Origin of the sequence: Vreelandella sp. F11, assembly GCF_042466685.1 — a bacterium.
Lineage (GTDB): Bacteria > Pseudomonadota > Gammaproteobacteria > Pseudomonadales > Halomonadaceae > Vreelandella.
In genome coordinates, this window is record NZ_CP170448.1 from 2,532,453 (window position 1) to 2,559,227 (window position 26,775).

The following is a 26,775-nucleotide window of genomic DNA, read 5'->3' on the forward strand; positions in this document are numbered from 1 at the left end:
CGCTTAGACCACCTCTAATTGCTGGGCAACAATCCACTCTTCCACCCAGGGGATGGCAGCATCGTCGGCCATGAACGTTTCCATAGCGTCAACCTCCAGGCGCTCCCCTAACCGAATTGCACCATGATCCGCCAGCAGCTCATCAAGTGCCCGGCCTGCGCCACAAAATGTATCGCCATAGGAGCTATCACCCAAGGCAATGAGACCGTAGCGGAGCGAGGTAAGGGCTGGGCTTTTATCGCGCAAATTACGTACAAAAGGAACAAAACTACCGGGAAAATCTCCACTGCCCGTAGTCGACACACAAAACAGCGCCAGGTCGGCGGCATCACTAGCGATGTCATCAACAGATGGCTGGTCAATAATCTCCACAGCGTAACCGGCCTGCTCAAAAAGGGGCTTCACCTGCTCTGCCACGTCCAAGGCACCGCCATACATGGTACCCACTAAAATATTCAGCTTCGGCATCGTCACTCCCCTGTCAAAGTGTCACAGTGCCAACCGTCAAGTCGACAAATACCCGATGAATTTGCTCAAATATTAACATGGCTGGTTAGAATGAGACACATCACTCGCGCGAGTGACTTACAAGCAGCACACAGGAGTGGCTATGCAGCAAACCTTCGAGACCTGGATCACCCCGCTAATGATTGGCGGCCTCATCATGTTCATGTGCTTTATCATCTGGGACTTAGCCAAAAAATCGAACGCAGGCAAATTTGGCACCATCATGCTATTTGTTGTATTGGGTGCAGGCATGCTGGGGTATGTCATCAAAGTCGTCATTACCTGGCTGATTGAAAGCGGTGGCATTTAAGGGACACCATGAAACTAGCCCCACCAAGACGCTCTGATCAGAGAAAGAAAAGGAGCGCCAGAAGGCACTCCTTTTAATGGTCATAAGTTTTTAACAGACATGAGTCTCAACAGGCATCACAAATTTGCAGTCCATGCGAGTAGCCAAGCTGCTTGGGAATAGACAAACCAATAGCCCCAAACAAAAAGCTACTCACTGCCTACATAGTGCTCAACCTGCTGCTTGAGCTTCTGACCTGGACGAAACGTCACGACTCTCCGAGCAGAAATGGGGATTTCTTCACCGGTTTTAGGATTACGTCCTGGTCGCTCGCGCTTATCACGCAGATCAAAGTTTCCAAAACCCGATAGCTTTACCTGCTCGTTCTCACGTAGACAGGCTCGAATCTCTTCAAAAAAAGCTTCGACCATGGCCTTCGCTTCTCGCTTAGAGAGGGCTAGCTCAGCATGCAAATGTTCAGCCAGCTCTGCTTTGGTCAACGCACCCATAAGGCTTCTCCTTATCCTTGCAGCAAACATAGCGACAAACGCTCTGTATCAAATACACAGTAGCAAACGCATTGCCAAGAGCGTGATAAGCATCGTGGCGTGGCCCAGGTACTAATTCTAGCTACTTACTTAGCCGCGCAGCTCCGCATCCAGCTTGACACGCACTTGTGTCACAATCGAATCAACCAACTGATTGATTTCTTCGTCGTTTAGCGTGCGCGATGGATGCTGCCAGGTCAAGCCCAATGCGATACTCTTGTGTCCTTCGGCTACGCCTTTACCCGCATAAACATCGAACAGTTTGATATCTTGCAGATACTCTCCCGCTTGCTGCTTGGCACAATCCAGCAACGCCTGCACAGGAGTAGCCTCTTTGAGTATAAACGCCAAATCTCGGCGCACCTCAGGAAAACGCGAGAGTGGTTCAAAGGCGGGGATACGGCCTTGGCTAAGCGCATCCAGCCGTACTTCAAACAGCACAGCATCCATCTTCAAACCCAGCTTAGCACGCACTTGCGGGTGCAACGTGCCGATCCAGCCAGCAGGCTCACCGCGGCACATCAATTGGGCGCTTTGCCCAGGGTGAAGCGCTGAGTGCTCAGCTGGCTCAAAGCGCCATGCGTCAGCGTCCCCTCCCAGGGCGAGAAGGCTCTCCAGATCACCTTTCAGGTCATAGAAATCTACCCGATCTTTCGCATCACTCCAGCCCTCGGCCTCACGGGTTCCACATACCAGAGCGCCAAGCATCGGCACTTGCGACAACGCATCCAACTCGCCGTTAAAGACCAACCCGGTTTCAAACAACCGCACACGCGTTTGCTGACGGTTGAGGTTGTGCTCCATGGCACGCACCAAGCCGGGAAACAGGCTGGCGCGCATCACCGACAGATCAGCCGAAATAGGGTTAGCTAGCGCAGGACTTACCGCATCAGGCAGCATTGTCGCTTGCAGCTCAGGCGCCACGAAACTGTAGGTAATAGCCTCCTGAAAACCACGCGCCACCATCTGGCGGCGCAGCCGCGCCTGGGTGAGCGTTGCCTCATCCGAAGAGCGCAGAGCCAAGCGGGCTGCTGGGCGACGCACCGGCAAATTATTGTAGCCATGGATACGCGCCACTTCTTCGATCAGGTCTTCTTCAATGGCCAAGTCAAAACGCCAACTGGGCGCAGTCACCGCCCATCCAGCATCCTGTACGCTGACATCCAGCCCTAGCCGCTGCAGGATATCGGTCACATCGTCACTGGCGAGGGCCTTGGAAAGCGCCTTTTCCAGACGCGCACTGCGCAACAGAATCGCGCGCTCTGTAGGCATATGTTCAGCACTTTGTGCCTCAACAACAGGCCCGGCTTGGCCGCCGCAAACCTCAATCAAAAGCTGTGTGGCACGCTCGACGGCAACGGGCGTCAGCAGTGGATCGACGCCGCGTTCAAAACGGTGCGATGCATCCGTGTGCAGGCCGTAGGAGCGGGCTTGGCCAGCAATGGCAAGCGGGGTAAAGAACGCTGATTCAAGGAAAATAGTCTGGGTATTTTCATTAACGCCAGAGTTTTCACCGCCCATCACCCCTGCCATAGCTAGAGGGCCGGAATGATCGGCAATGACCAGCGTTTCAGGACGCAGCGCCACTTCATTACCATCCAGCAGCGTTAGCTTCTCGCCTGGCTTGGCCATGCGAACCACTATTCCTTCTTGCAGGTTGTCACGATCAAAGGCGTGCATTGGCTGGCCCAATTCCAGCATCACGTAATTGGTAATATCCACCACAGGGTCAATTGAGCGTACGCCGCTGCGGCGAAGACGCTCGACCATCCACATTGGCGTTTCAGCCTTAACATTAACGCCTTTGATGACGCGGCCAATATAGCGAGGACACTGCTCAGGCGCCTCAATGCTAACCGTGAAGCTATCCTCAATATCTGCAGCCACGGGGGCTATTGCAGGCCCACTAACCGGCAAGCGGTTGAGTACACCGACTTCACGCGCCATCCCTTTAATACTTAAGCAGTCGCCACGGTTAGGCGTCAGATCAACCTCAATGGTCATGTCATTAAGGTGCATGAACTCTCTGAAATCAACGCCCACCGGTGCGGATGACGACAGCACCAGAATGCCCGGCGATGTCTCTTCTTCAAGCCCTAACTCGGATGCTGAACAGATCATCCCACGTGACTCCACGCCGCGTAGCTTGGCTTTTTTGATCTTGAAGTCACCTGGCAGCACGCCGCCTACCTGAGCAAAGGGAATTTTTTGGCCAACATCAACATTGGGCGCCCCACAGACAACCTGCACAGGCTCGCCACTGCCGTCATCCACGGTGCATACATTGAGTTTGTCCGCGTCAGGGTGCTTCTCTTTACTCAGCACCTCAGCCACCACTACACCGCTGAATGCGGCGGCTACCGCTTCAACAGCATCGACTTCCAAGCCCGCCATGGTGATTTGGTCGGCCATTGCCTGCGTTTCAAGCTGCGGCGATACCCACTCACGCAGCCACTGTTCTGAAAATTTCATCTTTGATCCTGTATTCGGCGGCGGTCTTAAGCGAATTGACGTAAAAAACGCAGATCGTTTTCAAAGAACAGGCGTAAGTCATTCACGCCATAGCGTAGCATTGCCAAACGCTCAGCCCCCATTCCGAAGGCAAAACCGGTATAGCGCTCGGCATCAATACCCGAGTGGCGGAAGACTTCAGGATGCACCATCCCACACCCCATCACTTCCAACCAGCCACTATGGGAACAGACGCGGCAGCCTGCCCCACTACACATCACACACTGAATATCCACTTCGGCGGAGGGTTCAGTGAATGGAAAGTAGGAGGGACGGAAACGCACCGAAAGATCGTCGCGCTCAAAAAATGCCTGCAAAAAGTCTTCGATGGTACCTTTAAGGTCAGCAAAGCTGACCCCTTCATCCACCAACAATCCCTCCACCTGATGGAACATCGGCGTATGGGTAAGATCAGAGTCACTGCGATAGACGCGCCCTGGACAAACAATACGAATGGGCGGCTCGCTGTTTTTCATCGTGCGCACTTGCACCGGCGAGGTGTGAGTACGCAGCAAGCGCGTGGCATCAAAATAGAAGGTATCAGCCATGCCTCGAGCGGGATGGTGCGCGGGGATATTGAGGGCTTCAAAATTGTGATAATCGTCTTCAATTTCAGGCCCTACCGCCACGTCATAACCAATACGTGTAAACAGCCCCTCTATACGCTCAAGCGTACGCGTCACGGGATGCAACCCACCACTGGCCTGGCCACGTCCCGGCAAAGTGACATCGATACTTTCAGCGGCCAAGCGGGCATTCAGCGCAGCGCTCTCAAGCTGCTCGCGCTTAGCATCAATTTCGTCCGCCAGCGTTTGCTTGGCTTGGTTAATACGCTCGCCTGCCGCCGGGCGCTCGTCGGCTGACAGCTTACCCAAGCCTTTCAGTAAGGCAGTTACCTCACCTTTTTTACCTAAGTAGCGTACTCGTAACTCGTCTAGTGCGGCGACACTCTGCGCAGCCTGAATGGCGTCGCGAGCCTCAGATACCAGAGTAGGAAGGTGATCCATCCGTTTCACTCCGAATTAAGCGGTGTCCATCCGTGAAGATGGCGTGGCACGTTGAAGGTGACAAAAAAACAGGGGAAGAGCGGCTGCTCTTCCCCTGGATGGGTCACTCTGAAATGACCTTAGGCACGTAACACGGGCAAACGCCCCGTGCATATTACCTTATTGGGCAGCCTTGGCTTTTTCCACGATGGCGGCAAATGCAGCCTTCTCGTGTACTGCCAAATCGGCCAATACTTTACGGTCGATTTCGATACCGGCTTTCTTAAGGCCGCCTACGAAGCGGCTGTAAGACATACCATTGACGCGTGCACCGGCGTTAATACGCTGGATCCAAAGCGCACGGAACTGGCGCTTACGGTTGCGGCGGTCACGGTAAGCGTACTGACCGGCCTTAATAACGGCTTGCTTGGCAACGCGGAAAACGCGCGAACGGGCACCGTAGTAACCTTTGGCAAGCTTCAATACTTTTTTATGGCGACGACGCGCTACTACGCCACGTTTAACTCGAGTCATAACACACTCCTGACTTTAAGGCTGAGGCAAAAAATTTGTGCACTCAGAAAAACGAAATCCCGACTTACAGATTCGGCAGCATACGCTGGATAAGCGCTTTGTCAGACGCGTGGATCTGCTTCATTCCACGCAGTTGACGCTTACGCTTGGTCGACTTCTTGGTCAAGATGTGGCTACGGAAAGACTGCTTGTGCTTGAAGCCATTAGCCGTCTTCTTGAAGCGCTTGGCAGCGCCGCTGTTGCTTTTGATTTTCGGCATGAGGAAAACTCCGCTCGATATTTTTAGAAAACCCAGGGCCGACCACCGGTTTAACGCTGGCCCGTTGACATCGCCGTTGGATCACTTCTTCTTCGGGGCAATAATCATGATCATTTGGCGGCCTTCCATTTTTGGAAAAGCCTCTACCACTCCGATCTCTTCCAGGTCTGCCGCGATCCTTTCCATCAGCTTACGGCCGATATCCTGGTGCGCCATTTCACGACCACGGAAGCGCAGTGTGACCTTGCCCTTGTCACCACCTTCCAAAAAGCGCGTCAGGTTTTTAAGCTTGACCTGATAATCGCCTTCATCGGTGCCAGGACGGAATTTAACTTCCTTAACCTGGATTTGCTTCTGCTTCTTCTTTTGAGCCGCTTTCTGCTTCTTGGTCTCAAAAACGAACTTGCCGTAATCCATAATCTTACAGACGATGGGGTCGGCATTCGAAATTTGTACGAGATCTAAGCTTTCAGATTCAGCACGCTCTAGCGCTTCGGTGGTGGGCACAACACCCAACTGCTCACCGTCGCTACCAATAAGGCGCACTTCTTCTTCGACAATTCGCTCGTTCATTGGTGGGCGTTTGTCTGCTGGACGCCCGCGCTGGTTGCTTCTCTTGATCGTTCCGTCTCCTTAGGCAATTGACGATGTCGCCAGGGCTGCTCTCTCGGCAGTATGGCGTTCAATAAATTCATCGACCGTCATTGTACCGAGGTTTTCGCCGCTGCGTGTTCGCACGGCCACTGAGTCAGCTTCGACTTCCTTATCTCCCACCACAAGGAGATAGGGAACTTTCTGTAACGTATGCTCACGGATTTTAAAGCCGATCTTCTCGTTCCTCAAGTCCGCTTTAATACGCAAGCCACTTTTTTGCAGACGTTTCTCTAATTCGAGCGCATATTCACGCTGTGAATCGGTGATCGTCATGACAACCGCCTGCTGAGGTGCCAGCCATAATGGCATAGCGCCAGCATAATGTTCAATCAAGATGCCAATGAAGCGCTCCATGGAGCCAACAATAGCACGATGCAACATCACCGGCGACTTGCGCTGCCCCTCTTCGGTGACATATTGGGCTCCGAGTCGCTCTGGCATCATAAAATCGACCTGCATGGTCCCAACCTGCCATTCGCGGCCCAGGCAATCTTTCATGTGGTACTCAATCTTGGGGCCATAGAACGCACCTTCGCCAGGAAGTTCCTGCCACTCTACGCCACAGCTTTTTAAGGCACTGCGCAGCGCATCTTCTGCACGATCCCAAACCTCATCACTGCCAATGCGTTTTTCTGGGCGAAGAGCAATTTTAATCGCAATATCATCAAAGCCGAAATCGCCATAAACCTTCAACGCTTGGCGATGAAAAGCAGTTACTTCAGGCTCAACCTGAGCTTCTGTACAAAACACATGGCCATCATCTTGGGTAAATGCACGCACACGCATGATACCGTGCAAAGCACCGGATGGCTCATTACGGTGGCAACCACCAAACTCACCAAAACGAACAGGCAGTTCACGGTAGCTGCGCAAGCCGGAATTAAACACCTGAACGTGCCCAGGGCAGTTCATCGGTTTAAGGGCATACTCACGCTTTTCAGACTCAGTAAAAAACATCCCGTCCGCGTAGTTATCCCAGTGCCCTGATTTCTTCCAAAGCGATACGTCCATAATCTGGGGGCAGCGTATTTCCTGATACCCACCCTCTTTGTAGACGCCTCGCATATATTGTTCGATCTGCTGCCATAGCGCCCAGCCATTTGGGTGCCAGAATATCATTCCCGGCGCCTCTTCCTGCATGTGAAAGAGATCCAGGCGACGTGCCAGCTTACGATGATCGCGCTTCTCTGCCTCTTCAAGACGCTTAACGTAAGCTTTAAGCTGTTTTTTGTCGCCCCATGCAGTGCCATAGATACGCGTTAGCATGGTATTGGCGGCGTCACCACGCCAATAGGCGCCTGCCAACTTGGTAAGCTTGAAGGCTTTTAAGTGGCGAGTATTGGGCACGTGCGGCCCGCGGCACATGTCGACATACTCTTCATGATGGTAAAGCCGGATAGTCGCATCATCAGGAATGTCGCGCACAATCTCCTGCTTATAAGGTTCATCACGATGCAAAAAGGTTAGCATTGCCTTGTCGCGATCTACATACTCGCGCACCACATCGTACTCGCGCTCTATAAGTGACTGCATACGCGCTTCAATGGCTTCCAAGTCTTCGGGTGTGACCGATTGACCAAACTCAATGTCGTAATAGAAGCCATCTTCGATAACCGGGCCGATGGCCATTTTGGCCTCGGGGTACATCTGCTTAACCGCATGACCGATGAGGTGGGCGCAGGAGTGACGGATAATCTCCAGGCCTTCAGGGTCACGTGCGGTGATGATAGCAACTTCCGCATCTTGCTCAATCAGGTCAGCGGCATCCACCAACACACCATCAATTTTCCCAGCAACACAGGCCTTAGCCAAACCAGGGCCAATGGATTCTGCAAGCTGCATAATGGTCAGCGGTGCTTCAAACGTTCTTTGGCTGCCGTCGGGCAGAGTAACAATAGGCATTCAGATTCCTTGAGCGCAGTGGTGATCCATACCAAGGATCACATTTCGCTATCAATGGTCTTGGGAGTTGCAAAACTAAAACAGCGGCAAGATTAGCAGAATTGCTGACTGCTTAAAATAAAAACGGGAGGCATAAGCCTCCCGTTTCTTTATCCGCGCATTGCCGCTAGCCTTTTATAAACTAATCAGCAAACCCCGGAAGATAAGTGAACTTAGTTCCACTCATCCAATTCAACGCGACGGTTCTGGAAACGACCTTCTTCAGTCTCGTTAGAGGCGATAGGACGCTCTTCACCGTAACCTACTGCACGCATGCGATTGGCCTCTACACCACGACTAGCGAGGTAAGACGCAACAGACTGGGCACGCTCTTGTGACAAGTTTTTGTTGTACTCGTCAGAACCGCGTGAATCAGTGTGGCCTTCAATGCTTACGCGAACATCAGGGTTGCTCACCAAACGCTCTGCAACGCCGTTTAGTACATTCTGAGCGTTTGGAGTTAACTGAGCAGAGTCAAACTCAAAGTTAACATCCTGCAGAACAACACTATCTGGACAACCCAAGGCGTTAACTTCTACGCCAGCAGGGGTATTCGGGCACTGGTCACGGTAGTCCGGCACGCCGTCGTTATCGGAGTCAAGCGGGCAACCATTGGCGTTCACTTCAACACCAGCGGGAGTGCCTGGGCACTGATCACGGTAGTCCGGCACGCCGTCACCGTCAGAATCTAGCGGGCAACCTTCGGCGTCAACAGCAACACCAGCGGGCACTTCGCCATAGCTCGGGCACTGTGGTGCAACCGGCTCAGGGGTACGATCGGCGCATAGCAGTCCGCCGATAGCAGCACCCGCTGCGGCACCAGTAGCAGCACCGCTCTCTTCATCAGAACTACTGCTGGTAGCGTAGCCAATGCTGCCACCAATCAAACCGCCGGCTAGACCACATACTGCAGGGTGCTGGTACCAGCTACGGTCGCTGCTGCTAGCGCTTGCTTGGCCGGAAGACTGTGAGGCCGAGCTGGCACAGCCAGAAAGGCCGACTACCAGTGCAGAACCGATTAGCAAGCCAGTCGTTGATTTTTTCATGCAAGACTCCTTCTTGATCCAATGCTGAAATGGCCTTAAGTGACCAAATCTATCCAATGCTTCTTATTGCGAGAGCATCCATTTTTCGCCTGTTCTGTATCACCAGTTTTTGCACCAAGCATTCAACACAAGGCACCAGTACTAATACCTGCGTACTAAACGCTCAGCATCCAGTTAATACAAAACGGTGTGCCTATCATTAACGCCTAGGCGCCAAAAGGCAACAATGCCAAGATATCAACTTCTTGCCAATACCGACATCCTTTAGCATAGCAAAATTGCCGCGATGGGCACTAAAAATTAGTTTGCTATGCTTTTGCGCGGTCAAAACCGCTCAAAACCAGTATTCAATGCAGCGCGTTTTTACCTTGGGCACGCCATTCAAGCACTGCTCTAGCGGCTTCCAATACGGCTTCACGCATATCATCTTCCGCCATCAAACGCTCTTTGTCTTCTTGCATACGTTCTCGGGCAGTCAATTGCTGACGCGCAGAGTGCGTATTCAGGTGCTGAGTACGGCTGTAATGCTCGGCAAACGCCTGAAATTCAGTGCGTTCTGTTAAACTAGGGTCAATGATCTCTAGCAGCACCTTGCAACGCCAGGCGCCTTCGGTAATATCAACCTGCTCCTGAACCAGCGCGCTCGCAACGTAATCAAGGTTTTCTAAGCTATTTTGTTGAGCGCGAGCGTTTTCATCGCGTCGATAAGCTTCTCTGCGGCTGACCTCTTTACGTAACGACCATGCGTAGAGGCATAGACCTATAACCACTGCAATCGCCACGGCCAGTAGTACCAACGCCACCGTTGAGTTCATGCAACTCCTCATTAAACGAATAAATTACTTGACGAAAATTGTACACCCTTATACCACCATTACGCCAATGGCATCCAGACTTGTCTTACCCCCTGGCTGAAAGACACTCCCTCGAACCACTTGATACGCTGGGTTACCAAACCAGCAACGCAGCGTAATGATCAAGTATTAGCGCACCGAAAACACCCAGTAGGTAGCGAATCGAGAACCAAAATGCGCCGATAGGGGCAGTGGAATCCTGGCCGCGCCACACTCGCCAATTCCAGACCATAAAGCGTGCATTTAGGCACACAACGATAAACAGGTAGAGTGCGCCACTCATACCTATCATCACTGGCAATAATGTGGTTAACACGGTTAACCACCCATACAGCCAAATTTGTAGCCGCGTAAAAGGGATACCATGAGTAACAGGCAGCATGGGAATGCCTGCCCGAGCATAATCATCGCGCTTATGAATGGCCAGCGCCCAGAAGTGTGGCGGCGTCCAAGCAAAAATAATCAACATCAACAGTAGCGGCTCGGGGGTGATTTGCCCAGTGATCGCGACCCACCCCAAAAGCGGCGGCGCGGCGCCAGCCACTCCACCTATAACGATATTTTGCGGTGTAGCCCGCTTTAAAAAAGCTGTATAAATCAACGCATAACCAATAAGTGAGGCAAAGGTTAGCGCAGCCGTTAAGTGGTTAACCTGCCATGCCAATAGCGCAACACCCGCGACAGACAGCAAGCACGCCCAAGCTATGGCGATCGCCACGGGTAGTCGTTTGCTTGCTACTGGGCGGCGAGACGTTCGCGTCATTACCGCATCCAAGTGGCGGTCGATGACATGGTTAAAAGCAGCGGCACCGCAAGAGGCCAAACCTATTCCGGCTAGTCCAAAGGTGACACTCGTCAACGCTGGTAGGCCTGGGGTTGCTAACGCCATCCCTACGGCGGTGCACACCAACATAACGACCACCACTTTAAGCTTGCACAGGCCCAGTAGTTCTTTCCAGCCCCACACCATAGAAGGCAGTGCCGTGGGTAGCGTCATTGTTATATTTCGCATGGCATGCTTTCCTTTTAATGAGCAATAACATTGTTATAGGGTGAATGAGTGGTCATTGAGTAGACATCTGCCTCTTGATAGCGCCAACGCCACCATGCCCAGAGGAGTCCAACAGCCAACGCGATGGCGCCAGCGGTGTGCAGCAGCGCCAGCCATAACGGCAGCCAAAGAAGCACATTAGCAACCCCCAACGCAGCCTGTAGCGCATACAAACCGATGACAATCGCTAACGGCCTTGCGGCACTTTGCCACTGCCGATAGCGCCACCAGAGCGCTATTAGCCCAGCACCAAGCAGCAATGCCCCCAGGCGATGAACCACTTGAATCGCAGTACGGGCATCGGCATGCAACTGCCCATGTAAGTAATTGGGCCCTACGGTCTGGGTGAGATGAAAGCCCTCGCTAATATCCATCGCGGGAACCCATTGACCATTACAAGTAGGGAATCCTTGGCAAGCGATACCGGCATAATTGCTGGACACCCATCCACCTAGCGCCAATTGTACAACCAGCAAACATGCTGCAATCCCCCACCATGCATTAGCACGTCGAGGCTCACTTGTTGACTTTGGTGTGGCGGCGAGACGTAAGCGAAGATGCAGCCAAAAAAACAGCAGCAATACGCTCAACCCACCCATTAGATGCAGGGTAACTACTTGGGGCCATAACTTGAGCGTCACTGTGAAGGCACCAAAGGCACCCTGAAGCAGAATAACGACGAGCAGCATCAAGCTTAAACGCCACGGATAGTCGCGACGGTGCCGTAAAGGCCAACCTAACGCAATAACGCTAAGTACCACCAGCCCCAGCAGAGTGGCTATATAGCGATGCACCATTTCCACCCACGCTTTAAAGGGCTCCAACGGAACATCAGGATGACGTAGCGTGGCAAAGTCACTATCAGGTACTAGCAGTTTGCCGTAGCAACCTGGCCAGTCAGGGCAACCCAAACCCGCATCGACTAGACGCGTCCAGGCGCCTACCAGCATGACCACTGCGGTAAACAGTGTACCTACCAGCGTTAATCGCACTAACCATCGCAAGCGGCGTTCATATAAATCGTGCATGGCGTTTCCTTCACAGCAGAAGCTAGTAGCGATTTATTGAGGGTTCACTTTAAGCAAATGCTGGATATCATCGAGCACGTACTTAGTGGCTACATTTGCATCAAATGCCAATGCCGGGCGCCCCATAGGATCAAGCAACCACACTGAGTTATCTTCACGCCATGGTGGCAGTTGCTGCCATTCGCTAATCATCTCTCCGGGAAGCGGTTCGGGATCTCCTCCAATTCTCAGACGGGTTAATCTCGGCGCTTCGCGGCCTAAAGCGCGATGTAAACGCCAAAACTCATCCTTACGCTGTTCACACTGCTGAGTGCAGTCAAAAGCCAGTATCCAGGCCTCTTGGTCATTGACAGCGGCGGTTGTTAAAGGCCACTCATCGAGAACGGGTAACGCCACATCCACCTTTCCGTGAGCTGTATGCTGGTCTGGAATACCGATGCGGAACTCGACCATTCCCCAAGCAGCGACCATTGGCGCCGCAAATATCACAAAAATTAGGATTAACTTGAGCCGCTGGCGGCGAATGTGCTTGGCGTCCTGCATTATCTTCACCCTTGTTTATTTTTATGACCTAAGCGCTTTTGTTGAGCCCCATCGCGACGCAATTTTTGGCCGCCGATAAACATGACAACCAGTGCCGCCAGGGCTAACCCCCACCATTGAAAGGCGTAGCCCATATGCCGACTCGGTGGCATTACATTGGCTTCCCACCAAGGGATCAAAACACCGTCACCCCTGCTCGCGTGCAACCAGCCGGAGTAACTAAATGAGCCTAAGGAAGCGTGCCAGGGCTCATGACTAAGCTGTTGCAGCCTCACACCTTCTCTATTCTCCCCATATAGCGGCCCACCCGTTTGAACCTCCTGCCACTCGCCGGTCAACTCAACCACGCCACTGGGCGTGTCTACATGAGGTGGTTCGCGACGCGGCCCGGTGGCTAAAAAACCTCGCTGTACAAGCCAAAGCTGCCCGTGGGTATCACGTAGAGGTGTTAGTACCGCGACGCCCACCTTCCCATCTACAACACGGTTATCCAAATAGAGCGTTTGCTCGTCTAAGTACTGTCCCCGCAACGTGACTTGGGCACCTTGAACTGGCGGCTCGGTGGGTTGTACCAATGCAGGGGCTGCATCACGAAGAGTGATAGCTAACCGCTTGTCATCTGCCCTCTCCCACTGCCATAGTCCTAAAAAGGTGCCTAACGTCACTAACAAACTCCAGAACAGGCACCAACTATAAAAACGCCATTGCCGAGAGGGTTTTATCATGTGGTTACAACTACTCATTGCCGCCGTATTTATTGCGATGGTTATCAGCTTGGCCATGGGGGCAGGCTTCCTGCTGCGTGATCACGCCTCTTCACGCCGTCTATTACGCTCTCTCAAATGGAGAATTGGCTTAGCCTGTCTACTCATGGCATTAATTATTTTTGGCTATTGGTCGGGCCAATTAGGCTAATGCGACTATAAGACGTAGACAAAAATAAACAGCCCAACCCAGACCACATCAACAAAGTGCCAATACCAGCAAGAGGCTTCAAAGCCAAAATGGTTTTCGTCAGCGAAGTGCCCTTTAATAATACGCACCAGCATAGTGGCTAAAATCAGCGTGCCGATAATGACGTGAACGCCATGAAAGCCCGTCAAGATAAAGAACGTCGCACCAAAGATCCCCGCCTCTAGAGTAATTCCGTAATGCGCGTAGGCTTCGTAGTACTCGACACCCTGAATCAATATGAAACAGACCCCCAGAAGCACCGTACCCGCTAGCCAATTGCGGCATGTCTTGCGATAGCCCTCCTTTAAGGCCTCATGAGCAATCGTCAATGTAATGCTGGAAGTTATCAAAATCAGCGTGTTAACAAGCGGTAACTGCCACGGACTAAACACTTGCCGGGCTCCAACGATAGACGAGTCAGGCGGATTCAGCAGCGGCCATGTGGCTACAAAATCAGGCCATAGCAATGCAGAAACGCCTTTTGCACCTTCCCCTCCTAGCCATGGGATAGCAAACATACGTACGTAAAACAGCGCTCCAAAAAATGCGGCGAAAAACATCACTTCCGAAAAAATAAACCAGCCCATGCCCCAGCGAAATGAGCGATCCATTTGAGCATCATACAGCCCTCCCCGGGACTCGCTAATGACGTCGCGGAACCAGAGTGCCATCACTGCAATAACGCCAATCACGCCAATTAACACCAGCGGCAAGCCGGTGTCATAGACAAGCTTAATACCGGTACCGACCATCATGGCGCCCAGGGCCACCGAGCCAAGAACAGGCCACCGACTGCTCGCCGGAACGTAATAGCTACCACTGCTCATATCGCTTCTCCCGCCGCTTTATTGTTTTTGGGCTTGTTACTGAGATTGTTTTTAGGATCGTTTACAAGCTCGCTGTTAGCGCTGCTCTTAAGCGCATTATCCAATGCAGCATTTTGAATCGCATGCTCTACCGGGTAGAGGGTATACACCAGCGTAATAGTATTAATATCGTCAGGCAGATCACGCGCTAGCTGGAATACCAACGGGATGGTTAACCGCTCATTACCCTGCAACTGCTGCTCCTGAAAGCAGAAACAGCTGATTTTACGTAGGTGCGTCGTGGCAGTAGAGGGGGACACACTGGGCACTGCTCTCCCCCAGCTTTCGCTACGGCTATTATTGGTGAAGGTAAAATCGACTTCCGCCATTTGCCCGGGGTGCACACTCATCTGGCGCATCTCAACGCTCATCCGCCACGGCAAGCCGGGGCTGCCGCGAGTGATAAATTGCACGTTGATATAACGCGAATCATCCACCTCTTCATGCACAATACTTTGCGCAGTGGCATCCACTTTGCCGTTAAGACCGGTGATTTGGCAAAAAACGTCGTAGAGCGGCACCAGTGCAAAGGCAAACCCAAACATGCCGACCAGTACGGCGACTGTCCTAATGACCGTACGGCGTACTCCTACTTTTGCCTGATCTTGATCGTCCATAACACCTCTTGGGCTTGCGCCCCATGTGCTCTATTTGGTCATTAGTGGGACGTACGATGAAACACAGGTGGCGTTTCAAACGTATGCAGCGGCGCTGGGCTAGGTACCGTCCACTCCAAATCTTCTGCACCCTCCCAAGCTTTTGCTGGCGCTTTTTTGCCCCCGCGCACACACAGTATGACGCCCAATACAAATAGCAGTTGAGATGCACCGAAGAAGAAAGCGCCAATACTTGAGAGCAAATTAAAGTCGGCAAACTGAAGGGCATAGTCAGGGATTCGCCGCGGCATACCCGCTAAGCCCGCAAAGTGCATAGGGAAGAAGGTTAAATTGACACCAATAATCGAGAACCAGAAGTGCCACTGGGCGAGCTTCTCGTTGGGGTAATGCCCGGTCCATTTAGGCAACCAGTAATAGACCCCAGCCATAATGGCGAAGATTGCCCCAGGTACCAGTACATAGTGGAAGTGAGCCACCACAAAGTAGGTATCGTGATACTGAAAATCCGCCGGGGCGATGGCCAGCATCAGCCCTGAAAAACCACCGATGGTAAACAGCACCACAAAGGCCAAGGCAAATAGCATCGGCGATTCAAAGCTAATCGAGCCGCGAAAAAGTGTAGTAACCCAGTTAAACACCTTAACCCCGGTAGGCACGGCGATCAGCATGGTGGAGTACATAAAAAACAGTTCCGCCACCAAGGGGAGCCCGACTATAAACATATGGTGAGCCCAGACTAGAAATGACAGTAATGCAATGGCAGCCGTGGCATACACCATCGATGCGTAACCGAACAGCGGCTTACGCGCAAAGGTAGGGATGATCGCCGAGACAATGCCAAAGGCAGGTAGAATCATGATGTACACTTCTGGGTGGCCAAAGAACCAGAACAGGTGCTGAAACAGCACCGGATCCCCACCCCCAGCAGCATCGAAGAAACTGGTACCAAAGTTAATATCCATTAGCATCATGGTGATTACCCCCGCCAAAACCGGCATCACAGCAATCAGCAGAAAAGCGGTAATCAGCCAAGTCCAAACAAACAGCGGCATATCCATTAAACGCATACCCGGCGCACGCATATTAAGTATGGTCGCGATAATGTTGATGGCGCCGAGAATAGAGCTAATACCGGCAATATGCAGGGCGAGAATAAAGAAAGTTGTCGAGGGGGGGGCAAAATTCGTCGACAGCGGCGCATAGAATGTCCAGCCGAAGTTTGGCCCCCCACCGGGCATAAGCAGCGTTGAAAGTAACAGCGTGAATGAAACCGGCAGCAGCCAAAAACTGAAGTTATTTAACCGGGGTAGTGCCATGTCCGGCGCACCGATCTGCAACGGTATCATCCAGTTGGCTAAGCCGGTGAAAGCAGGCATTACCGCAGCGAACACCATGATCAAACCATGCATGGTGGTCATCTGGTTGAAAAACTCCGGTTCGACTAACTGCAGACCGGGCTGAAAAAGCTCAGCCCTCACTACCAGGGCAAAGATTCCGCCAATGAAAAACATCGTCAGCGAAAAAATCAGATACAGGGAGCCGATCTCTTTGTGATTGGTAGTCAGTAGCCAGCGTAAAATACCTTTCGGCGGTGCAGCATGCCCATGGCTCTGTCCATCGGCGACGGCCGTGGTGCTATGTTGCAGCGAGGGCTGTGGAGGTAGTTTGGGCGCCATGTGACTCTCCGAAATATTGTTGTTGTCTGATGGGTTGGCATACTGGGATTATTGGGCAATTAATTCAGCCACTTCGGAAGGCTGTACCACCTCTCCCGTATCATTACCCCAAGCATTACGCGTGTAGGTGACTACAGCAGCGATTTCAACAGGGTTTAACGTGCTTCGAAAAGCGGGCATGGCAGCGCCCGAGACGCCGTTTACTACCTTATCAAGGTGCCAATCCACATCATTCAATAGCTGTTCGTTATTCGCCAGTGCAGGAAATGCCGGCGGCGAGCCCTGGCCTTCTGCTTGGTGACAAGAGGAGCAAATCGATTGATAAACGGATTCACCGCGCTCTACTAGTTCTGCCATTTCCCACTCGCGGTCTACCCCCATTGCCTCTTGTTCAGCGGCCTCTTTCCGTTCTGCCAGCCAGCTTTCAAACTCTTCTTCTTCTACGGCATGCACCACCACCGGCATAAAGCCGTGATCAATACCGCACAGCTCAGCACATTGACCCCGATAAATACCCGGTTCGTTGATCTTCACCCAGTTCTCATTAATAAAGCCGGGGATCGTATCCTGCTTGACCGCTAGATCCGGCACCCACCATGAGTGAATAACGTCGTCGGAGGTCATTAGAAAGCGAACTTTACGGTTAATCGGCAACACCAGCGGTTCATCAACCTCTAATAAGTAGTGCTCCCCACGAGCCTCTTCACCACTGATTTGTGCTCTCGGCGTACTCATATTTGAGGTAAAGGCGACATCCTCGCCAAGATACTCGTAGCGCCAACGCCACTGCTGGCCGGTAATCATTACGTCCAGCTCTGCGTCTGATGAGTCGTACATATTTTTCAAGGTGGCGGTGGCGGGCACCGCCATACCAACCAAAATCAAAATGGGGATGGCGGTCCATAATACTTCCACACTGGTATGCTCGTGAAAGTGAGCAGCCTTTGCCCCTTTGGAGTGGCGATAACGAAGCAGGGAGTAGAACATCGCTCCAAAAACCACCACGCCAATCACGACACATATCCAAAAAATGGTCATGTGCAGGCCATAAATGTCGCTGCTCACATCAGTTACGCCAACGGGCATATTCCAGCCGTTGGACTGAGCTTGCGACTCGCTTGCAGCAAGGGATATGGCCATTAGCCACCACCACCGTGAACGCATAGATACCTCCAGCTTATTGTTGTTATTACTTATCGTTAGATTAGGACAGGGTTAATTGGGATATTAGCAGTATAGAAAATATGTGCGATTCGTCACGCTTTGCTTATTTAACGCTATCAACGCTTTTCAGCGCGCCGCAAACATAGCCAAAAAAACAAGTACCAAAACAAATAGCAGCGTAATCACCACACCAGTGACCAGGTAGGCTGCTGGCCTGCCACTACTAAAGTCTTCTTCACGCTTTTGGTTGCTCTGGACACCCAGCAAGGCTGCTAGCACTGATTTCACCACCGACCACATAGAACCTCCGAGGGGATCGACGCTCTCGCATTATGCAGGCTAAAGGGTTAACCGCTATTATCATAGGCATACATAAGCATTACGTCAGGCAAATGACTACCTATAGTTTCTCAATGTGAGATACTCAGTTTATTGTCAGGATCAGCGCCAACCAATGGAGTGCCTTATGCTCAAGCGCCGCAACGCCTTATCCACCTCTACATTACTGGCTATGATGCCTCTGCTGCTAGCAGGCTGCACGACTTATACATGGCCTGACGGCTCTCAGGAAACCGTCATCGGCGTTGTGCCTGAAGAGGAGAATCAACGCTACGAGGAGGAGCGCGTTGATGGTGTGCGCTACCGCATTCCAGACGAGCTCCCGGAAAAGCGTAGCGAGTAACCCCGTGTCGTGATCGCTTTAGTTTCACTCCTTGCGCTTGGTATGCGCAGTAGCTGGTGCCGTTAAAGGATCTTCTGGCCAGGGGTGCTTGGGATAGCGACCGCGCATCTCTTTGCGCACTTCTGGGTAGCCATTTTGCCAAAAGCTGACCAAGTCCTGAGTTACCTGCAGAGGCCGACGAGCAGGTGAAAGCAGGTGAATCATCACTGCAACAGTGCCATTCACAACGGTAGGGGTTGCCCGCCAGCCGAAAGCCTCCTGCAGTTTCAACGCTAAAACAGGTGGGCGTTGGGAAAGACACGGCAGGTAGTCTAAGCCAACCTGCTTGCCGCTAGGCACCTCAAGCGATAAAGGCGTTAACTGCTCGAATTCACTTTGCGCCTCCCAGGGCAGTGAATTGAGCAGATAGCGCTCTAGCGGCAATTTCTCAATTTGACTCAGCCGATTGAGGCCAATCAGGTAAGGAGCCAGCCAGCTTTCCAGTGAAGCCAAGAGCGTCGGCTCCGACCAGTCGGGCCACGCTTCTCCCTGATATTCACGCAGTAGCGCCATTCGCCCGCGCAACTGCTGTAGCTGGTCGCCAAATAACTTTTCAGGCTGCTGGCGTAGGGCGCTCAATAGCGCCTCTTTTACCGCCTCTTGCGGCAGTTTCACTAAAGGCCGCTTGGCAATGGTGAGGCTGCCATGCCCCTGCACCTCTTCACCGACTAAACGCCCCTCTTGTGGCGACCACGCTACCCGCGGCTGCCATTGGCGAATACCGGGATATAGCAAAAGCAGGGATTCAAGTGACAATGGCTCACCTGCGGTAATACGCGCCTCACCACCTGTCTGACTATTTAACGCCACGGCCACTAAATAGGATTGATGCGCCAATACATCGTTTAACGGCAACGTAGCAGTTTTGCCATTGGCAAGCCGAAACTTACCCGGCTCTATTAACTGGCCAATGCGTTCCGGGTAGGCCAGTGCTAAGAGTGGCCCCAAGGGGATTAGCTCAGCGTCATTAAGTGTTACGCCGGCTCGCTTGGACAACCTAAGCGCCTCACGCTGCCAAAGAGGGAAACGTTGAGGCTGACGCAAACGCAGTGCTAACGCATCATGCAGCGAGCGCTCGGCGCTGTCGCGCTCCTCTAGCAGTGCGGCGACCCCACAGGCCAGGGGCACTGCATTAAAGTCTGAAGCTCGCTCCAGCATAACGGCAACTCTCGGTTCAACTGGCCAGAGGGCGCAGCGGCTACCCAAAGGGGTTAGCTTGTAATGCTCGTCCAATACACCCAGCTGTGTCAGCAGCGCTTGACCACTTCGCCAGGCGCCCTCTGGCGGCGGCGTTACCCAACTTAGCGCTTGGGGCAATGCGACACCCCAGCACGCCAGTTCTAGCACTAGCGATGAGAGATCCGCCTGCTGAATTTCCGGCTCACCGTAAGGCACCAGTGGTTGATCCTGAGCCCAAAGCCGAAAACAGCTGCCCTCCTGCTGCCGCCCTGCGCGACCCCGGCGTTGATCAGCACTGGCGCGATTAATACGCCGGGTCGTCAGCCGAGTTAACCCGCTGCGCGGATGAAAAAGCGGCACTCGCTCCAGGCCACCGTCAATTACCACATTCACACCCTCTACGGTAATGCTCGATTCGGTGATAGCGGTGGAGACAATAATTCGCTGCTCGGGTGTGTTCGCCTCCAGGGCTTGCTGCTGTTCAGCAACACTCATTCTGCCGTGCAGTGGCCGAATCGCCAGAGCAGAAAACGCCTTCTCCAGCACTTGCACTAAGCGATTAATCTCAGCGACACCGGGCAAGATGACCAGTATGTCCTGGGCATCGGGTAGTGACAGTGCCTCTTCGACTACCCGAAGCGCGTGGCTGACGCCCTCCTCACCGCTTAGAGCAGGACGATAGGCTGTCGTCACCGGAAACTGTCGCCCGCGGCACTCAATGATAGGTACTTGCTCGCCCAACACACGCTTGAGCGCTTCGGCATCCAAGGTTGCCGACATCACTAGCAGGCGCAAATCATCGCGAATACTGGTCTGAACATCCAGCGTTAGCGCCAGGCCCAGATCGGCGTCTAAACTACGCTCGTGAAACTCATCAAAAATAATCCCGGCAACGCCTTCTAGCAGCGGATCATCTTGTAGCATGCGGGTGAGCACACCCTGGGTCACTACCTCCAAACGGGTATGCGCGCCCACGCAGCTGTCACCGCGCATACGATACCCCACCGTTTGACCAACATTTTCGCCCAATTGCTGGGCCATAAAGCTAGCCGCCAAACGCGCCGCTACCCGCCGGGGTTCGAGTAACAACAGCTTTTGCCCTTTGGCCCACTCCTGTTCAAGCAAACAGAGCGGCACGCGGGTAGTTTTTCCCGCCCCCGGCTGGGCAATCAACATCAGACGATTATGGGAATTTAGCAGGCTTTTCAGCTGATCAAGATAGTGATCAATTGGTAAATCGCTCATTCAGGGATCACTTTTCCACACTATGAACGTCAATACCCTGCTTCAAAGAAGGCGCAGTGACACCGCAGCCTTTTAGAATAACCTGTTCCAGGAAGGCAGAGATGGACTCAAGATCATCCTCGGTTAAGGCATCGCGGCCTAGAATACCGCTGACCTGGGCACTATATTCAGTGTAATGCTGGGTGGCAGACCAAATCAGGAAAATAAGCCAGCGCGGGTCGACCTCATCCATTTTGCCCTGTGCCGACCACTGACGGATGATCGCAGCACGCGAAGCCACCCAATCACGTAATTCGCCCCTCAAATACTCATTCAAGAAGGGAGCGCCGGCTAAAATTTCCGCCGCAAAGAGTTTTGAGCCCTCTGGATAACGCTGCCCAAGCACCATTTTAGTGCGGATAAAGTCACTGAGCACCGTTGCGGGATCGCTATCAGGGGTGATGTCTTCAAGCACTTCGTTCCAGCGATGCATCATGCGGTTAAGCAGTCGCACATAGAGTGCTTGCTTACTGCCCATATAGTACAAAATATTGGCTTTGGGGAGACCAGCTCGATCAGCGATCATTTGCAAGCTCGCCCCGCGGTAGCCGTGCTGAGAAAACACCTGCTCCGCGGAAAGCAGGATACTCGACTCGATTTTTTCCCGGCTAGGGCTTTCAGAAGTGGCAGATGCGGCGGTCATTAACAAGGTTCCTTGGTGATATGGCTAGGCTAGCTAATTGCCCCATAAGTTGGCATTTCACGCTAGCTTGCCCCACTCATGTGCAGTGAGCAAATACTTGCAAGGTAGGCCGTTTTGTCCCAAGCTCAACGAATATTGACCGATCGGTCAGCACGATCCCGGTCTATACAATCACAATGGAGTTCGGCATGGCTACGATTGCGTTCCTGCTCAATGGTACCCCCCAGCGGTGTTACGTTTCACCCGACACCACTATTTTAACCCTATTGAGAGAGCATCTGGCGCACACGGGTACCAAAGAGGGCTGCGCCTCGGGCGATTGCGGCGCTTGCACCGTGGCGATTGGTGAGCCAACGGCCGGCAGGCAACATTTTACTAGCGCTAACGCCTGCATTACGCCTGCTCACCAACTTCAGGGTAGGCATTTGGTCACCGTTGAAGGGTTATCAGAAAAGGGGCATTTGCACCCAGCCCAGGAAGCGATGATCGAATGCCATGGCAGCCAGTGTGGTTTTTGTACGCCGGGCATCGTTATGTCGCTGTTCACCCTACATAACGATCTTACTCAGCGGCCCTCACCGCTAACACCAGAGCGACTTGAAGCCGCGCTAGGCGGAAACCTATGCCGCTGCACCGGGTACCGCCCTATCCGCGATGCGGCGCTACGTATGAACGATATTGCCTACCAGTGCCCTCAGTGGTTTGATGCATCACTGCCAGCGTCAGCAAGCGATACTCAAACTATCGATACAGCAGAGCCAGCATCCTTTTTCGCCCAGCCAACTTCCCTGGCAGCGCTGACGCAACTACGTCAATCAGCCCCTCAGGCACGCTTGGTCGCAGGCGGCACGGATCTCTGGCTTGAGAGCACTCAGCGTTTGGCAACTCTTGATCAGCTAATTGACGTTTCCCGGGTGGCCGAGCTATTAACAGTTGAAGAAGCCGTGTGCGAGGATCAAGGTGGCTGGTGGATAGGCGCCGGGGTTACTTATACCCAGCTTGAGCCACTGTTTGATAAGCACTTTCCAGCCTTTGCCCATCTGCTGCACCGGCTGGGCTCTCAGCAAATTCGCAACCGGGGTACCCTGGGTGGCAACATTGCCAATGCTTCCCCTATTGGTGATACGCCCCCCGTGCTACTTGCCTTGGGTGCTCAGCTAGAGCTTGCCAGCGTAAACGGTAAGCGTTACTTAGCGCTGGAGGATTTCTTCCTGGATTATAAAAAGACCGCGCTTGCAACTGATGAGGTCGTTTCGCGAATTTTCATTCCCCAGCCGGTTGATGGCAGTCAACTACGCGTATGGAAACTCTCCAAACGTCGCGAAGATGATATCTCCGCGCTACTCGGCGCCTTTAGCTACCGCGTTGAGCAGAGTGTTATACGCGATGTACGAATCGCCTTTGGCGGCATGGCCGCTACTCCCAAACGCGCGCTAGCAGCCGAAGCAGCGCTTGAGGGCAGCGCTATTACTCGCCAGGCATTTCGCGCCGCCCAGCAGGCACTTGAAGATGACTTCCAACCTATGAGTGACGTGCGAGGCAGCCACCACTATCGCCAGCAAGCTGCCCAAAATCTCATTGAACGCCTCTACCTTTCTCTCTCAGCGCCCGACCAAGAGGTGATGCTCCATGCGTACGCTCACTAAACTGGACGGCGATAGCCGCCGTGCCCGCCGTGAACTACACGACCACATCCAAGGCTCTGGCCCCTTGGCACGCCATACGGTCGACAGCAACGGCAAGCGACAGGCGGGAAGCGCAAGTTTCCATGAGAGCGCCGAAAAACACGTCACCGGCAAGGCGGCTTATATTGACGACTTAGCCGTACCTGCCGATGCGCTGCATGTTGCGCTAGGCTTATCTCCCGTCGCCCACGGCACCATATCGCAGCTGGATCTCAGCAAGGTGAAAGCGGCGCCTGGGGTGGTCGATGTGATTACCTTTCATGAGGTGCCCGGGCATACCGATATCGGGCCGGTCTTTCCGGGCGATCCCATTTTTGTCGATCAGGAGATCAGCTACGCAGGCCAGTGCCTTTTCGCCGTGGCAGCGACGACGCTGCAGGCAGCTCGCCGAGCCGTCAAGTTAGCCATCATTAGCATCGATGAGCAGCCCGCTAGTTTAGACCCGGTGGCCGCGACGGAGCGGGAAGAGTTTGTTCGCCCCCCCCATGTGCAGACGCGTGGTGATTGGCAACAGGCGCTCCACCAGGCAGAACAGATTCTTGAAGGCGAGCTTTTCGTCGGCGGACAAGAGCACTTCTATCTGGAAGGCCAGGCCTGCGTGGTTCACCCCACCGAAGATGAGGGTGTTATCGTTCACACTTCCAACCAGCACCCCAGTGAAACCCAAAAGTTGGTGGCGGAGGTGCTCGATATACCTTTTCACGCTGTCACGGTGGAAGTCCGCCGCATGGGCGGTGGCTTTGGTGGCAAAGAGACTCAGGCGTCTCCCTGGGCATGCATTGCCGCGATTATTGCCCGCCGCACCGGCAAAACAGTTCGCCTGCGCTTACCACGCAGTGAAGATATGCGCGCCACGGGCAAACGCCACCCTTTCCATAACCGCTACCGGCTTGCTATTGATGCTGAAGGCATTATTCAGGGAGGGGAGATCACCGTGATCGGTGACTGCGGCTACTCGCCGGATCTCTCCGACGCCATCGTTGATCGCGCCATGTTTCATGCCGACAACGCCTACTCACTGGGGGATGCCCAGGTAGTCGGGCATCGGGCCAAAACCCACACCGCTTCCAATACCGCCTTTCGGGGTTTCGGTGGCCCCCAGGGAATGATGATCATCGAAGCGGCCATGGATGACATTGCCCGCCAGATTGGCGAGGACCCGTTGACCATTCGCAAACGCAACTTCTACCGCGATGGCCGCGAGGTGACCCACTACGGCCAGCAGGTTGATCAGCGGCAACTCCTACATACACTCGTTGAAACGCTAGAAAACGACAGCGAATACTGGGCACGACGCAAAGCAGTCAGTGACTTCAATGCCACTAGCCCGGTTATTAAGAAAGGACTGGCCCTGACCCCGGTGAAATTTGGTATTTCGTTTACCGCCCAGCACCTTAATCAGGCGGGCGCCCTTCTGCATGTTTACACCGACGGCAGCGTGATGATCAATCACGGCGGTACCGAGATGGGCCAAGGGCTTCATACCAAGATTTGCCAGGTAGTAGCCAGGGAGCTGGGGCTGGATTTAGACAAGGTGCGCATTACCGCTACGCGAACCGATAAAGTCCCCAACACGTCGCCGACCGCTGCCTCTAGCGGCGCTGACTTAAACGGTATGGCCGCTCGCGACGCGGCTAGCAAATTGCGTGAGCGTCTGTTCGATTTTGCTGCTGAGCACTATTCAGAGGGCTTGGATCGGGAAGGCATGCGCCTGGAAGATGGTATGTTGGTGGCCGGCTTAGGCGAAAGCGAGCGTCGTGTTCCATGGGGTGAGTTGGTACAAACGGCCTACCTCAATCGCATATCGCTGTCTGAAAAAGGCTTTTATGCCACACCGCTGATTCACTACGATCGCTCAGTCGGTCAGGGCCGACCCTTTTACTACTACGCCTTTGGAGCGGCAGTGGCGGAAGTGAGCGTCGACACCCTGAGCGGCGAGTATCAAGTTGACCGCGTCGATATCTTGCACGATGTAGGTGACTCACTTAATCCCGCTATCGATATTGGCCAGGTGGAGGGGGGCTTTATTCAAGGAATGGGTTGGTTGACCAGCGAAGAGCTAAAGTGGAACGACAAAGGCGTGCTGGTCAGCGATGGCCCAGCGACTTATAAGATCCCCACCTTTGGCGATCTACCGCCTATCTTCAATGTCGCGCTAATGGAGGGGCATCCCAACTCCATGGCCAGCCTTTACCGTTCAAAAGCAGTGGGCGAGCCCCCTTTTATGCTGGGGATTAGTGTCTGGTCAGCGCTCCGTGACGCCCTTTCGAGCCTTACCGATTACGCCCTATCACCCGACTTGGACACGCCGGCAACGCCTGAGCGAGTGATGCTGGCGGCCAATGCCATCAGGAAGAGAGCGCTGTGAGTAAACATCAAACACCGGAAACCTGGCATGAGGCACTGCACCGCTTACAGCGCGACGGCATCCCCCATGTATTAGCCACCCAGGTGACCAGCGCAGGCTCAACACCCCGCGAGCCCGGTGCGCGTATGGTGATCACTGATGATGCTATCTTCGATACGCTGGGAGGCGGCACCTTTGAGTGGCAAACCATTTCCGCCGCGCGTGCCTGTTTGGCTGAGCAACGCTACGGACTCAGTTTAGAAGCTTTCTCTCTGGGTGGACGAAGTGGCCAGTGTTGTGGCGGCTTCGTAAACATCCTCCTGGAAGCCTTTCCCGGCGCGACGAACCACATCGCTATCTTTGGCGCAGGCCATGTCGGGCAAGAGATCGTTAAGTTAGGCGCCCCGCTGCCCTGGCAGTTGCACTGGTTCGATAGCCGTAGTGATGTGTTTGCCGGGCATCACCAGCCGCGACTTCACTGTTATTCGCTTGGTGATACAGGGAAATGCGTCGCCGACTTGCCTGCCGATATACATGCGCTGGTATTGACGCATAATCATGACGAAGACTACATGCTGATCAAAGCGCTAATTGAGCGCGATGACGTAGCCTCCATTGGGCTGATTGGTTCAGACAGCAAATGGGTAAGCTTTAAAGGGCGGCTGAAACGCGACGGTTACTCTGACGCACAAATGTCGCGTGTGCGAAGCCCCATTGGTCGCATCCACGCAACAAAGCTGACTAATAAAACGCCCTATGCAATTGCGCTAACGGTGGTGGCTGAGCTGCTTTGGCTAACAGACACACCCACTTGTCAAGAAAACCGCGGGCTGGATTCCCAGTCACTGCGAACGCTATTGACCGATTCTCCGACGACCACGAGTTAAT

The 26,775-nt window shown here is 53.4% G+C and carries 27 protein-coding genes; 6 read left to right on the plus strand and 21 right to left on the minus strand.

The genetic code is table 11. The annotated features are described in order from the left end of the window. Positions 1-3: 3 nt before the first annotated feature. Positions 4-468 (minus strand): flavodoxin, encoded by a 465-nt coding sequence (locus ACFIOZ_RS11545; protein ID WP_386077684.1) that lies wholly within the window; start codon positions 466-468, stop codon positions 4-6. Between the two features lie 142 nt (positions 469-610). Here ACFIOZ_RS11545 and ACFIOZ_RS11550 point away from each other — a divergent pair, with 142 nt between their 5' ends. After that, positions 611-817, plus strand: coding sequence for a DUF2788 domain-containing protein (locus ACFIOZ_RS11550; RefSeq protein WP_386077687.1), 207 nt, complete (start codon positions 611-613; stop codon positions 815-817). 188 nt (positions 818-1,005) lie between these two features. Here ACFIOZ_RS11550 and ACFIOZ_RS11555 read toward each other — a convergent pair whose 3' ends face one another. The 13 genes from ACFIOZ_RS11555 to ACFIOZ_RS11615 form a co-directional block, all read right to left on the minus strand. Then, complete coding sequence (locus ACFIOZ_RS11555) at positions 1,006-1,305, minus strand: integration host factor subunit alpha (protein WP_386077689.1); 300 nt, start codon at positions 1,303-1,305, stop codon at positions 1,006-1,008. A 129-nt stretch (positions 1,306-1,434) separates the two neighbouring features. After that, positions 1,435-3,816 (minus strand): phenylalanine--tRNA ligase subunit beta, encoded by a 2,382-nt coding sequence (pheT, locus tag ACFIOZ_RS11560; protein ID WP_386077691.1) that lies wholly within the window; start codon positions 3,814-3,816, stop codon positions 1,435-1,437. A 26-nt stretch (positions 3,817-3,842) separates the two neighbouring features. Beyond that, positions 3,843-4,862, minus strand: a complete 1,020-nt coding sequence (gene pheS / locus ACFIOZ_RS11565) for a phenylalanine--tRNA ligase subunit alpha (RefSeq protein WP_386077693.1) — start codon at positions 4,860-4,862, stop codon at positions 3,843-3,845. A 159-nt stretch (positions 4,863-5,021) separates the two neighbouring features. Beyond that, on the minus strand, positions 5,022-5,375 hold the full coding sequence (rplT, locus tag ACFIOZ_RS11570) for a 50S ribosomal protein L20 (RefSeq protein WP_007114344.1): 354 nt from the start codon (positions 5,373-5,375) through the stop codon (positions 5,022-5,024). 64 nt (positions 5,376-5,439) lie between these two features. Next, positions 5,440-5,634: a 50S ribosomal protein L35 gene (gene rpmI, locus ACFIOZ_RS11575; protein WP_009724291.1), complete on the minus strand. Its 195-nt coding sequence runs from the start codon at positions 5,632-5,634 to the stop codon at positions 5,440-5,442. 81 nt (positions 5,635-5,715) lie between these two features. Then, complete coding sequence (infC, locus tag ACFIOZ_RS11580) at positions 5,716-6,207, minus strand: translation initiation factor IF-3 (protein ID WP_009287797.1); 492 nt, start codon at positions 6,205-6,207, stop codon at positions 5,716-5,718. 60 nt (positions 6,208-6,267) lie between these two features. Beyond that, the gene (gene thrS, locus ACFIOZ_RS11585) at positions 6,268-8,190 is read right to left on the minus strand and encodes a threonine--tRNA ligase (protein ID WP_386077697.1); all 1,923 of its coding nucleotides are present in this window, start codon (positions 8,188-8,190) and stop codon (positions 6,268-6,270) included. Between the two features lie 212 nt (positions 8,191-8,402). After that, a complete protein-coding gene (locus ACFIOZ_RS11590; protein ID WP_386077700.1) occupies positions 8,403-9,275 on the minus strand; it encodes an OmpA family protein in 873 nt (290 codons plus the stop codon). Between the two features lie 347 nt (positions 9,276-9,622). Further along, the gene (locus ACFIOZ_RS11595; protein ID WP_386077702.1) at positions 9,623-10,090 is read right to left on the minus strand and encodes a DUF2489 domain-containing protein; all 468 of its coding nucleotides are present in this window, start codon (positions 10,088-10,090) and stop codon (positions 9,623-9,625) included. Between the two features lie 133 nt (positions 10,091-10,223). Continuing rightward, positions 10,224-11,141, minus strand: a complete 918-nt coding sequence (gene cyoE / locus ACFIOZ_RS11600) for a heme o synthase (protein WP_386077704.1) — start codon at positions 11,139-11,141, stop codon at positions 10,224-10,226. 14 nt (positions 11,142-11,155) lie between these two features. Further along, complete coding sequence (locus ACFIOZ_RS11605) at positions 11,156-12,208, minus strand: COX15/CtaA family protein (protein ID WP_386077707.1); 1,053 nt, start codon at positions 12,206-12,208, stop codon at positions 11,156-11,158. A 33-nt stretch (positions 12,209-12,241) separates the two neighbouring features. Further along, a complete protein-coding gene (locus ACFIOZ_RS11610) occupies positions 12,242-12,751 on the minus strand; it encodes a hypothetical protein (RefSeq protein WP_386077709.1) in 510 nt (169 codons plus the stop codon). A gap of 5 nt (positions 12,752-12,756) precedes the next feature. Beyond that, positions 12,757-13,416, minus strand: coding sequence for an SURF1 family protein (locus ACFIOZ_RS11615; protein ID WP_386077710.1), 660 nt, complete (start codon positions 13,414-13,416; stop codon positions 12,757-12,759). A 58-nt stretch (positions 13,417-13,474) separates the two neighbouring features. Between ACFIOZ_RS11615 and ACFIOZ_RS11620 the strand changes: the two genes are divergently transcribed. Then, positions 13,475-13,666 (plus strand): DUF2909 domain-containing protein, encoded by a 192-nt coding sequence (locus tag ACFIOZ_RS11620; protein WP_386077713.1) that lies wholly within the window; start codon positions 13,475-13,477, stop codon positions 13,664-13,666. Positions 13,667-13,671: 5 nt separating this feature from the next. Here ACFIOZ_RS11620 and ACFIOZ_RS11625 read toward each other — a convergent pair whose 3' ends face one another. The 5 genes from ACFIOZ_RS11625 to ACFIOZ_RS11645 form a co-directional block, all read right to left on the minus strand. Beyond that, positions 13,672-14,532 carry a cytochrome c oxidase subunit 3 gene (locus ACFIOZ_RS11625; protein ID WP_386077716.1) on the minus strand — a complete coding sequence of 287 codons (861 nt, stop codon included), beginning with the start codon at positions 14,530-14,532 and terminating at the stop codon, positions 13,672-13,674. Next, on the minus strand, positions 14,529-15,188 hold the full coding sequence (locus ACFIOZ_RS11630; RefSeq protein WP_386077718.1) for a cytochrome c oxidase assembly protein: 660 nt from the start codon (positions 15,186-15,188) through the stop codon (positions 14,529-14,531). The genes ACFIOZ_RS11625 and ACFIOZ_RS11630 overlap by 4 nt, the downstream gene beginning before the upstream one ends. Before the next feature lie 41 nt (positions 15,189-15,229). Beyond that, positions 15,230-16,864, minus strand: coding sequence for a cytochrome c oxidase subunit I (gene ctaD / locus ACFIOZ_RS11635; protein ID WP_088700286.1), 1,635 nt, complete (start codon positions 16,862-16,864; stop codon positions 15,230-15,232). Positions 16,865-16,912: 48 nt separating this feature from the next. After that, positions 16,913-18,028 carry a cytochrome c oxidase subunit II gene (gene coxB / locus ACFIOZ_RS11640; protein ID WP_386077721.1) on the minus strand — a complete coding sequence of 372 codons (1,116 nt, stop codon included), beginning with the start codon at positions 18,026-18,028 and terminating at the stop codon, positions 16,913-16,915. Between the two features lie 126 nt (positions 18,029-18,154). After that, complete coding sequence (locus ACFIOZ_RS11645) at positions 18,155-18,328, minus strand: DUF2970 domain-containing protein (RefSeq protein WP_386077723.1); 174 nt, start codon at positions 18,326-18,328, stop codon at positions 18,155-18,157. 166 nt (positions 18,329-18,494) lie between these two features. On the opposite strand from ACFIOZ_RS11645, the gene ACFIOZ_RS11650 reads away from it, so the two are divergent. Beyond that, complete coding sequence (locus tag ACFIOZ_RS11650) at positions 18,495-18,710, plus strand: hypothetical protein (protein ID WP_386077725.1); 216 nt, start codon at positions 18,495-18,497, stop codon at positions 18,708-18,710. 24 nt (positions 18,711-18,734) lie between these two features. Here the strand turns inward: ACFIOZ_RS11650 and hrpB are convergent, their stop codons facing one another. Together hrpB and ACFIOZ_RS11660 are read right to left on the minus strand one after the other, a co-directional pair. After that, positions 18,735-21,173 (minus strand): ATP-dependent helicase HrpB, encoded by a 2,439-nt coding sequence (gene hrpB / locus ACFIOZ_RS11655; RefSeq protein WP_386077727.1) that lies wholly within the window; start codon positions 21,171-21,173, stop codon positions 18,735-18,737. Between the two features lie 7 nt (positions 21,174-21,180). Next, positions 21,181-21,855 (minus strand): TetR family transcriptional regulator C-terminal domain-containing protein, encoded by a 675-nt coding sequence (locus tag ACFIOZ_RS11660; protein ID WP_386077729.1) that lies wholly within the window; start codon positions 21,853-21,855, stop codon positions 21,181-21,183. 188 nt (positions 21,856-22,043) lie between these two features. Here ACFIOZ_RS11660 and xdhA point away from each other — a divergent pair, with 188 nt between their 5' ends. Genes xdhA through xdhC form a run of 3 tightly spaced genes read left to right on the plus strand, consistent with a single transcriptional unit; the run spans position 22,044 to position 26,774 of the window. After that, on the plus strand, positions 22,044-23,501 hold the full coding sequence (gene xdhA, locus ACFIOZ_RS11665) for a xanthine dehydrogenase small subunit (RefSeq protein ID WP_386077731.1): 1,458 nt from the start codon (positions 22,044-22,046) through the stop codon (positions 23,499-23,501). Then, the gene (gene xdhB, locus ACFIOZ_RS11670) at positions 23,485-25,908 is read left to right on the plus strand and encodes a xanthine dehydrogenase molybdopterin binding subunit (protein WP_386077733.1); all 2,424 of its coding nucleotides are present in this window, start codon (positions 23,485-23,487) and stop codon (positions 25,906-25,908) included. Before xdhA ends, xdhB begins: the two co-directional genes overlap by 17 nt. Further along, positions 25,905-26,774 (plus strand): xanthine dehydrogenase accessory protein XdhC, encoded by an 870-nt coding sequence (xdhC, locus tag ACFIOZ_RS11675; protein WP_386077736.1) that lies wholly within the window; start codon positions 25,905-25,907, stop codon positions 26,772-26,774. Before xdhB ends, xdhC begins: the two co-directional genes overlap by 4 nt. Position 26,775 lies beyond the last annotated feature (1 nt).

What these genes read in the sequence shown, in the direction of transcription:
- cyoE (WP_386077704.1), bottom strand. Translation starts at nt 11,141, where the DNA reads ATGCGAAATATAACAATGACGCTACCCACGGCACTGCCTTCTATGGTG.
- ctaD (WP_088700286.1), bottom strand. Translation starts at nt 16,864, where the DNA reads ATGGCGCCCAAACTACCTCCACAGCCCTCGCTGCAACATAGCACCACG.
- rplT (WP_007114344.1), bottom strand. Translation starts at nt 5,375, where the DNA reads ATGACTCGAGTTAAACGTGGCGTAGTAGCGCGTCGTCGCCATAAAAAA.
- ACFIOZ_RS11595 (WP_386077702.1), bottom strand. Translation starts at nt 10,090, where the DNA reads ATGAACTCAACGGTGGCGTTGGTACTACTGGCCGTGGCGATTGCAGTG.
- ACFIOZ_RS11605 (WP_386077707.1), bottom strand. Translation starts at nt 12,208, where the DNA reads ATGCACGATTTATATGAACGCCGCTTGCGATGGTTAGTGCGATTAACG.
- xdhB (WP_386077733.1), top strand. Translation starts at nt 23,485, where the DNA reads ATGCGTACGCTCACTAAACTGGACGGCGATAGCCGCCGTGCCCGCCGT.
- xdhA (WP_386077731.1), top strand. Translation starts at nt 22,044, where the DNA reads ATGGCTACGATTGCGTTCCTGCTCAATGGTACCCCCCAGCGGTGTTAC.
- ACFIOZ_RS11660 (WP_386077729.1), bottom strand. Translation starts at nt 21,855, where the DNA reads ATGACCGCCGCATCTGCCACTTCTGAAAGCCCTAGCCGGGAAAAAATC.
- pheS (WP_386077693.1), bottom strand. Translation starts at nt 4,862, where the DNA reads ATGGATCACCTTCCTACTCTGGTATCTGAGGCTCGCGACGCCATTCAG.
- ACFIOZ_RS11555 (WP_386077689.1), bottom strand. Translation starts at nt 1,305, where the DNA reads ATGGGTGCGTTGACCAAAGCAGAGCTGGCTGAACATTTGCATGCTGAG.
- infC (WP_009287797.1), bottom strand. Translation starts at nt 6,207, where the DNA reads ATGAACGAGCGAATTGTCGAAGAAGAAGTGCGCCTTATTGGTAGCGAC.
- ACFIOZ_RS11550 (WP_386077687.1), top strand. Translation starts at nt 611, where the DNA reads ATGCAGCAAACCTTCGAGACCTGGATCACCCCGCTAATGATTGGCGGC.
- rpmI (WP_009724291.1), bottom strand. Translation starts at nt 5,634, where the DNA reads ATGCCGAAAATCAAAAGCAACAGCGGCGCTGCCAAGCGCTTCAAGAAG.
- ACFIOZ_RS11630 (WP_386077718.1), bottom strand. Translation starts at nt 15,188, where the DNA reads ATGGACGATCAAGATCAGGCAAAAGTAGGAGTACGCCGTACGGTCATT.
- ACFIOZ_RS11620 (WP_386077713.1), top strand. Translation starts at nt 13,475, where the DNA reads ATGTGGTTACAACTACTCATTGCCGCCGTATTTATTGCGATGGTTATC.
- ACFIOZ_RS11625 (WP_386077716.1), bottom strand. Translation starts at nt 14,532, where the DNA reads ATGAGCAGTGGTAGCTATTACGTTCCGGCGAGCAGTCGGTGGCCTGTT.
- ACFIOZ_RS11545 (WP_386077684.1), bottom strand. Translation starts at nt 468, where the DNA reads ATGCCGAAGCTGAATATTTTAGTGGGTACCATGTATGGCGGTGCCTTG.
- ACFIOZ_RS11650 (WP_386077725.1), top strand. Translation starts at nt 18,495, where the DNA reads ATGCTCAAGCGCCGCAACGCCTTATCCACCTCTACATTACTGGCTATG.
- ACFIOZ_RS11610 (WP_386077709.1), bottom strand. Translation starts at nt 12,751, where the DNA reads ATGCAGGACGCCAAGCACATTCGCCGCCAGCGGCTCAAGTTAATCCTA.
- ACFIOZ_RS11645 (WP_386077723.1), bottom strand. Translation starts at nt 18,328, where the DNA reads ATGTGGTCGGTGGTGAAATCAGTGCTAGCAGCCTTGCTGGGTGTCCAG.
- thrS (WP_386077697.1), bottom strand. Translation starts at nt 8,190, where the DNA reads ATGCCTATTGTTACTCTGCCCGACGGCAGCCAAAGAACGTTTGAAGCA.
- coxB (WP_386077721.1), bottom strand. Translation starts at nt 18,028, where the DNA reads ATGCGTTCACGGTGGTGGTGGCTAATGGCCATATCCCTTGCTGCAAGC.
- pheT (WP_386077691.1), bottom strand. Translation starts at nt 3,816, where the DNA reads ATGAAATTTTCAGAACAGTGGCTGCGTGAGTGGGTATCGCCGCAGCTT.
- hrpB (WP_386077727.1), bottom strand. Translation starts at nt 21,173, where the DNA reads ATGAGCGATTTACCAATTGATCACTATCTTGATCAGCTGAAAAGCCTG.
- ACFIOZ_RS11590 (WP_386077700.1), bottom strand. Translation starts at nt 9,275, where the DNA reads ATGAAAAAATCAACGACTGGCTTGCTAATCGGTTCTGCACTGGTAGTC.